The organism is Micromonospora sp. M42 (genome assembly GCF_000568915.1).
GTDB lineage: Bacteria > Actinomycetota > Actinomycetes > Mycobacteriales > Micromonosporaceae > Micromonospora > Micromonospora chalcea.
On record NZ_KK037237.1, the window covers coordinates 1 to 7,922 of the forward strand.

Sequence of the window (7,922 nt, forward strand, 5' to 3'; positions counted from 1 at the left end):
GGAGCGCCTGGCAGTGGCAGGGGGCAGCGCACGGCGGCGACGCGGTCGCGCAGGTCGGTAAGGGCGTCGAGAAGCTGAGGCCGTGCATCCAAGGTCACCACATGCGCAGAATGCCCGGTTTTGGCGACATATTGAAGCGTTTGGCCGCTTCCGCGTGGCAAGGGAACCCGGGCGGTGGAAGGGAGCGGGAAGGCCGAGGGATAACGAGTGCACAACACCCTGGCACCGGTAGGCCTCAAAACGATGCGTGATTCGCACCTGCCTGCGATTATCGGGACCGCTTCACTGAACCTACACAACGTGGCGCGCAGGCGAAGCAGCAGGGACACGGACCCCGGAGCCCTATCCTTGTCCCCGGCAAGGTCACCGCCCTGCCCGTACCAGGGCTCCCGGCCACCGGCCGCACACGACCGGCCCCCGTAGCTCAGTGGATAGAGCAGGCGCCTTCTAAGCGCTTGGCCGCAGGTTCGAGTCCTGCCGGGGGCGCCAGCCCTTCTCGACCTGCGTAGACAGGCGGAAGGGGTTGCGCATCACCAGGTGACACCTACCCGACCGAACGAGTTGGGCAAGGTGCCTAGCCGCTCAGACCTTGCGTAGGTGCCTTGCCGACTCAGGCAGGAGTCACCCCATGCCGACCCGCCCCGCTCTCCGCTCCCCGATGGCGGCCTCACAGGCCCCCAGCAGAGCCATACAGGCACCCGTCATCACCAACCTGCGGGCGCTGCCTCCCATGGCCGCAGACAAGCCCATGGAGGTCTGTGCCGCCTTCCTCTCCGACTTTCAGACGCACTTGAGGGCGAGCACCAACAAGCACGACAGGCCATACCAGGAGAAGACCATTACTGCCTACTCCAAGGCCGTAAGGGCTCTCATGCGTTGGATGGAAGGTGCGGAATGGCATGGGGACTTCCTCTCCCTCAACGTCCCCACCCTCAACACCTTCTTCCGGGCGTACTTCAATGAGCATGGACAGGGAGGGACCAACACCCTGCAAAGGAACCTGCGCCCCTTCTTCAATTGGCTTGAGGAGGAGTACGAGCACCCGCACCCGTACAAGGACAGGAAGTTCCAGAAGTACGCACCCGTAAAGGGGGCCAAGCCACGAACCCTCTCCGGTGACTTTGTGGATGACATGCTTCGGGTGACCGGCGGCGGTCACCCTCGCGTGAAGGACTTTGAGAGGGTGAGGGATCACGCAATCATTCGGGTACTTCTTGAGGGACTGAGGGCAGAAGAACTCCTCACCCTGGAGAAAGACTTCCTGTTCCTTGAGCAAGGACTCTCGCGGGTAGTCCCCCTCAAAGACGCAAGAGCAGCCGGAGAGGGAAGGATCATTCCCTTGCAGCCCAAGACCGTGGTTGCCCTTACGCGATACCTGCGAGTGCGTGAAACCCACAAGCTGAGCAAGGAGCCAGGGTTGTGGCTGGGAACCAGGGGTAGGGCCAAGCTCACCTACTCCGGTCTCTATCGGATGCTCAAGCGTCGGGCAGAGCAAGCGGGATACGAGGGAACCGGGGCTCACCCCTGGAGAAACCTCACCACTCACGAACTCCTTGAGAGCAACATGCAAGAAGGCGACATCATGACCGTGATGGGCTGGAAGGACTCCACGATGCTGCGGTTGTACGCCAGCGACATGGCTACCGAGCGGGCTGTGAAGTCCGTGAGGGCTCTCGGGGATAGGCACTAGGAAACCGGCGCTCCCTGGCGGGGAGGCGCCGTCAGACAGGCACACAGGGGCTCTCACAGATGTGGGGGCCCCTTCGTCATTCCCCTTGGCGCACGGAAAAGCACCCCCGCGATTTGCCTGGTATTCAGGCGTTCTGTATATTAACGACCTGAGGAACCCTGCCCGAATGCAAATCGGGGAGAGTTCGGGTTCTAAGGGCTTCCTCTCCCCGTTGGTGGTTCCTCGGGTCTCTCTCGGATTAGGGTCCGGCTCTCATGAGTCGGGCCCTTTTCTTTTACCCAAGGCTACCCAAAACCCCCACCCCCAACGGGACTAGCAACACCACACCCATCAAACGAGGTACCCAAAACCTCAACCCGAAAGGAACACCACTATGAAGCGTCATTTCACTCTCACTGATACCGGCTGGCGTTGCGCTGCCTGCCGCAATGAGTTCAACTCCTTCGACCTGATTGCCCGACACTACGACACGAAGGGGAAGTGCAAGCATCCTACTGCTATTGGCTGTGTCACGGCGCCTGACGTGAACAACTGGCACTGGCGGGAGGTCCAGAGATGAGCTTCGGGAACACGTACGTAAGGCAGCGGGGAGAGAGAAGGCCCAAGCCTTTCAATCCCTGGAAGTGCCAACGCTGTATGAAGTGGATACGGAATAGGGCACAAGAGGTGGAGCACACAAGCCCATGGACGCGTAACAGGGTTTGCTTTATGCCCAAGCCAGATAGGTTCCGGTTCAAAGCGCCAACCGAATGGCCCACCCATCCCACTAACCCGGGAACCCCTGAGCCACCCCAGAGAGACCCGCTCCCCGGTGGAGCGGTCATATCCCCTGTAGTCAACAGGACATAGCACCACCGAACCTGCAAGCCCTCAGCAATCCCGCTGGGGGCTTTTCTCATGCCTGCATGGAGTGAGACAGGAATGTCATAGCAGAGAGAGACGGGGGCGGACTGATACCGCCCCCTCTCCAACCCCGAAAGAAGCCACCAACTATGAAGAAGAACCCCACCCCGGAAGGGATGACCTGTGTAGCTGTAGTCGATGGAAAGTTCTGCGGCGCAGAGACGAACAAGGGAGAACTGTACGGAGCCGATTTGGCAAAGGTTCCCCTGTGCGGTCCTCACGCGGCAGAGACTTACACATGGAACATGAACACCTACAGGAATAAGCCGATCGCAAACCTTGAAGAGAGTGGAGCCCTAAACCACCACTCTCCCGGGACTACCTACGTGGTCAAGCTGCCCAATGGCCGAATCAAGATAGGCATGACTAAGGACAAGCGTCCCGCTCACAGACTTGAGAGCATTAGTCGCGAGTACGTCAACAAGGGATATGAAGACCCGCTCACCATCCTTGCCCTGATTCCAGGGGGCGAGAGCAGGGAGGCAGTAACACAGCACAAGTTCCGTCACCTCCGTGTCAGTGATGAGCTAGGAGAACAGTTCCGGGCTGAGCCGGAACTACTCCAGTTCGCCAATGAGACGGGGATACCCGATGAATACGCAACGGTAGTTATTGACTACGAACAGTGGTGGAACAGGCGAAGCAAGAAGAGGACGGCACCTAAGCCCATTCTTGACGATCAAGATGAATGGGACTTCTGAAAGGAACACCACATGTACAACGTGACAGCAACAGATTTCCGTGATCAGGTAGCGGAACTCATCCGCAAGGCGGAGTCTGGAGAAACTGTCGGAGTAACAAAGTACGGAACCGTGAAGGCGGTCCTTATCTCGCAGGAAAGGTTTGAACGACTCACCCGAGAACTCATGAGCAAGTAAGCAAGTTCCACACATAGGGGACGGGGCCCGACGCCCCGTCCCTTTCTCGTGCCCAAGAACCACCACCGGAGGAAAGAAGAAACATGAACGACTTTGGTATCAAGCGACTCGCAGACGTAACCCCTAGCAACACCACCCCCTTTCTCGTTGAAGGACTGATTCACCGCACGGCGACAATGATCTACGGCAGGCCCAAGGCTGGTAAGTCGTTCTTTGCCCTGTCTGCCGGAATGGCTTTGGGTGATGGGGCTCCCTGGCTTGGTCGTGAAGTGGAGAAGCGCAAGACCCTGCTTTGGGCTCTAGACCCCGGCCAGGAAGACGAGACGTGGCAGCGATTTAAGACGGCCGGAGGTTCGGAAACCTCCGACCTGTTCATTACTGATATCCGGCCCGACGACTCTGACGAATGGTGGGAGTCCTTCACTGAGACCCTAGTCAATACAGGGGTTGAGGTAATCATCGTGGACAACCTCTCAGCCCTTCTCGGACGCGGTAGCTACAACAACGATGCGGACGTACGCCCCGCCCTTGAACGCCTGCAAGCGTTCCTAGACCTAGGGGTTGCCGTTGTGCTCGTCCACCATGCAGGCAAGTTCAACGAGGAGCAGGGTTCCCAGAAAAGCCCCATGGGTTCCACTGCCATTGAGGCTTGGGGCCGACAGTTCATACAGGTAACGGATGATGACACGCTTCGCATCTTGAGGGTCTACGGGAACAACACCCCTGAAAGGGAGTTGGGCGTAGCTCTCGACTTCACGGGTGAAGGAGACGACGGAGCGTTCATCACCCTGATTGGAGAAGAGGAGACAACGGCAATGACGACCGAACACGCAGAACTCGTGGCTAGCGCGAAAGCACGATGGGAGAACAGGAAGGACCGGAAGAAGAAGCAGGGGCGCAGCCCCGCGCAGAAGGCCAAGAGGCCGGAACAGAAGCGGGGAACCGATCACGCCTCACTCATCAAGGAGAGTCTTAAGGGTGGGGAATGGGTCAAGCAGGGAACCATAACTCAGAAGGTGCCAGGAAATCCGGCAGCCTTGAAGGCTGCCATCGACGCCATGGTGAGGAACGGAGAACTTGAGGCCAGGACCCAAGGAAGGTCCAACCTCTACCGGCTCACAGCCTGATCCGTTCCCATGTTTCCTATCTTTCTTTCTTTCCCCCCTAGCGTATATAGGTAAGAAAGAAAGATATCTTACCTCTATACCCACCCCCGACGTGAAGACAGATGAGGAGTCGAGAGAAGGCAGAGACAGGGAAGTGCTTCGGTCTTCTCTCTGACCGAGGGGCCCGCCGTCAAGGCGGACCCACACTGTGTCGACACCCTGCAACTCAAGCGCCGTGCGGCTAAGCAGGAACGCTGCGCGGCCCCAGGGCCGCTTCGCTATACCGGAGAGGAATAGAGGGGAACCTACCCACTCGCACTTTCTTAGAGTGAGTCACAGCGGGGGGCCTCAAGCCCCCCGGTCATGTGTAGGCATATCCCTCAGAGGCCGCGTCTGCTTCTCTCCGGAGCTAGGCACAGCGGGAGGCTTCCGGCCTCCCGGTCTATCCCCCCGATTTCCTTCCGGGTTTTTAGATGTTCCCTCCTTCCCTTCTCCGATGCCCGGACAGCGGGAGGCTTCCGGCCTCCCGGTCATTGTGTGGGTTGTCCTGTTCTTTCCTTCGACTTACTCCCGTATCTCTCTCCGGAGCTAGGCACCCCTCACGGGTGCCGTTACTAACATCCCTCAGGCGTTACTTACGCGTTAGCACTCACTGTGTTACGCGTAACTAACTCCATCACCCGCGTAACTCGCCAGGGGTTGCGCGTTACCCGAACCACCATCAACGTAAGGAAAACCATGACTGACGTTACTTACGAACTTCGCTCTATCCGTAGAACTGCCAAGGTCGTTAACACCATGCTTTGGCTCATCGTCTCCGTAGCGGTCTTCTACTCTCTCATGACCTCCACTCCCCTAGTGGCTTCTCACTCACAATGGGAATGGTCTGGTTGGGCTCTAGGGGTTCTTACGGATGCCGCATTCATCCTGTCCATCACTGCTGACGCAGTTCTGTCCAAGCATGGAATGAAGGCCGGTCCATGGGGGACCGGCTTTAGGTGGGTAACAGGATTCTCCTCCCTGTTCCTCAACGCTTGGTCTTCCTTCTCCGAAGGTGATTGGGTCGGTGTGGCCATTCACTCCATAGCCCCTGCCATCCTTATATGCGCTGCGGAGGTAGCCCCCAGCTACCGACGTAAGTTCAAGGAGCTAGAGGTAGCGCTTACGCGTAAGTCCGAAGAGGTAACGGTTACGCAAGCATTGGTTACGCGTAAGTCGAACACCAGTAACGCCAAGCCGAACGTAACTAACGCCGTAACCAAAGAGAGTGACGCCGTAACTAACACTCCCGTAAGTAACGCCAGGACTAAGGCCACCCCTGCGGGGGGTGGCACAGTTGAAGGGAAGTACAAGCAGCCCCGGAAGGGAAATGCCCAGTCGGAGAAGAACAAGGAAGCCATCCAGAAGGCATTCCTTGACAAGCTCTCCGCGACCGAAGCAGCCGAGAAGATTGGCGTAAGCCGCTCCTACGTATCCCAGCAGTACAAGAAGATCCGTGAGGAACTAGATAAGGCAGCGTAAGCAGTGAAGGGGGTTATCCGGGGGCGTGAGGCCCCCGACATCCTCTACGCAATGGAGGTCTTCCCAATCACCTAACGCACAGGTAACCTCACCACATGCTCACAGTCGAATGGATGATGTTGACGCCCAAGGGTCCGGCAGTCGGAGAGAAGGACGTGGCCAACCTTGAAGAATCATGGCCAGTGATTGAATCCGAGATGCGAGGATCGTACGGAAAGTCTTGGGGAGAACATCACGAGCTGGCACTAAGGCAGATGAAGAATGCCTTCGGCAACATGGCAGCCCCCTCCCTGGCGGAGCATGGCGAATGGAGCATCCGAACACTTGGAGTCTCCATCACCCTTACGGAGAAGAACTCCTAGAGGTATCCTCCCCTGTCATGAAGTGGAACTACGACATGGACTTAATCAGGAAGTCCCGCTATGAGGCCCGGCTCATTCCGGGAACGAAGAAGTGGGGGGTGTGGGATGGTGAATACCAGTCCTTCTGCACTCTCCCTGATAAGCCGTGGGATGGGAGCAAGGAGGAAGAAGCCCCCAACCTTCTTCCCCTGGAATGGAATAGGCGTGCGGGAGCGCAAGCCTGGATCTTCCGATGCCGTCTGGCGTGGGGGTCTGGGAGCGTTCCGGCTCCCAGGAATTGGGCACCGGTCTACGTAGAGCCCAAAAGGACCGCAGGCAAGCGTCGTCAGAGTTCCTGAACCCTGCCGCACTGGAGACGGGTCCACCCTTGAGGGGGTGGGCCCTTTCTCTTTGCCTGGAAAGGATTACCGGGAACCCTGTAAATCCTTCCTATCTGTGATTATTCCTCTCCGGAGAGTGATTATGTCGGAGGAAACAGGGGACTGTACCGAACCAACCCTTACCCCCCATCCCTCATCCTCCCCAATCACTGCCCCCGTAATGGACCCCCACCTATGCAGAGACGTACCCCAATGAGGACGCACCCGAGTAAGGTGTGACCCTACTTCTATGCTAGAAATTTTAGGGGACTCTACTACTACCATTGATTCGCCATTAAAAAACCCCGGGTCGGAATACCCCCATGCACACGCACAGGGAATTGCTTCCCTTTGTTTGCTTGCTTCTCCAGGCACCATGAATTCATAAGTCAGTGCACGGAGAGGAGAGGAAGTCCAGACTAAGAACTCCTACTCAATAGGGAGGGTCGGTCTCTCTCTACCTATTAGGGCGCAGCACGACGGCCCGTGAGAGGCCGTCTCATGCATGTCGGAGGAGAACAGCAGCGGCACCGCAAGAGGCCCCGTGAGCCCCCTCTCACGCCCTCTTCAACGCCCGCCCCCCTCACCCCCGACAGCCCCCCTTACCAACCCCCCGAGAGCCCTGGTGGCCCTTCCCCTCCGAGGCCACCCAACGGGCCGTCAAGGGCCGTCCATCCTCAACAGAGAGTGACGACAGACCCAAGACCTAAGGAGAGCCACCAGCCCCTCAGGGGGGCACACAGAGCCTCTGAGAGAACTTCCCAGGTCAGAGCAGGTGCGCAGCCTGAGGGGCTGCTACCAGGTGGCAGAGCTAGGCACCTTCACTAGCTGGTTCTAGGCAAGGTGCTTGCAACACCTTGACAACGATCCGGCCCTGAGGCCGTCTCAGGCTTGTGTGAGGGAAAGTCCCTGGTTAACGTCCTGCCCCGTCACCTGGAGAGCACGACCCAGGTACCCCGTAGCTCAGTGGATAGAGCAGGCGCCTTCTAAGCGCTTGGCCGCAGGTTCGAGTCCTGCCGGGGGCGCCACGGGTACTGGCATGCCGCGCCCTCCCTCGGGAGGGCGCTTTCGTTGTGCGGGGGCCCTTGGTCTCGGGCGCGAGC

Annotated in this window: 6 protein-coding genes and 1 tRNA gene; all 7 read left to right on the top strand. The window is 58.5% G+C overall.

Going from position 1 to position 7,922, the window contains the following annotated elements; genetic code table 11:
- The first annotated feature begins 413 nt into the window (after positions 1-413).
- The 7 genes from MCBG_RS30770 (at position 414) to MCBG_RS32785 (ending at position 6,460) form a co-directional block, all read left to right on the top strand.
- A tRNA-Arg gene (locus MCBG_RS30770) sits at positions 414-489 on the top strand.
- A gap of 241 nt (positions 490-730) precedes the next feature.
- Positions 731-1,690, top strand: coding sequence for a tyrosine-type recombinase/integrase (locus MCBG_RS30775; protein WP_106430292.1), 960 nt, complete (start codon positions 731-733; stop codon positions 1,688-1,690).
- A 992-nt stretch (positions 1,691-2,682) separates the two neighbouring features.
- Positions 2,683-3,294 carry a hypothetical protein gene (locus tag MCBG_RS32775; RefSeq protein WP_009065417.1) on the top strand — a complete coding sequence of 204 codons (612 nt, stop codon included), beginning with the start codon at positions 2,683-2,685 and terminating at the stop codon, positions 3,292-3,294.
- 12 nt (positions 3,295-3,306) lie between these two features.
- Positions 3,307-3,471, top strand: coding sequence for a type II toxin-antitoxin system Phd/YefM family antitoxin (locus MCBG_RS35415; protein WP_078489838.1), 165 nt, complete (start codon positions 3,307-3,309; stop codon positions 3,469-3,471).
- Between the two features lie 83 nt (positions 3,472-3,554).
- The gene (locus MCBG_RS30780; RefSeq protein WP_009065418.1) at positions 3,555-4,598 is read left to right on the top strand and encodes an AAA family ATPase; all 1,044 of its coding nucleotides are present in this window, start codon (positions 3,555-3,557) and stop codon (positions 4,596-4,598) included.
- Positions 4,599-5,315: 717 nt separating this feature from the next.
- Positions 5,316-6,098, top strand: coding sequence for a sigma factor-like helix-turn-helix DNA-binding protein (locus MCBG_RS32780; RefSeq protein ID WP_009065420.1), 783 nt, complete (start codon positions 5,316-5,318; stop codon positions 6,096-6,098).
- Positions 6,099-6,193: 95 nt separating this feature from the next.
- Positions 6,194-6,460, top strand: a complete 267-nt coding sequence (locus tag MCBG_RS32785; protein ID WP_157560833.1) for a hypothetical protein — start codon at positions 6,194-6,196, stop codon at positions 6,458-6,460.
- Positions 6,461-7,922: the final 1,462 nt, after the last annotated feature.

Coding starts and splice junctions, on each gene's coding strand:
- MCBG_RS30775 (WP_106430292.1), top strand. CDS start 731: ATGGCCGCAGACAAGCCCATGGAGGTCTGTGCCGCCTTCCTCTCCGAC.
- MCBG_RS32775 (WP_009065417.1), top strand. CDS start 2,683: ATGAAGAAGAACCCCACCCCGGAAGGGATGACCTGTGTAGCTGTAGTC.
- MCBG_RS35415 (WP_078489838.1), top strand. CDS start 3,307: ATGTACAACGTGACAGCAACAGATTTCCGTGATCAGGTAGCGGAACTC.
- MCBG_RS30780 (WP_009065418.1), top strand. CDS start 3,555: ATGAACGACTTTGGTATCAAGCGACTCGCAGACGTAACCCCTAGCAAC.
- MCBG_RS32780 (WP_009065420.1), top strand. CDS start 5,316: ATGACTGACGTTACTTACGAACTTCGCTCTATCCGTAGAACTGCCAAG.
- MCBG_RS32785 (WP_157560833.1), top strand. CDS start 6,194: ATGCTCACAGTCGAATGGATGATGTTGACGCCCAAGGGTCCGGCAGTC.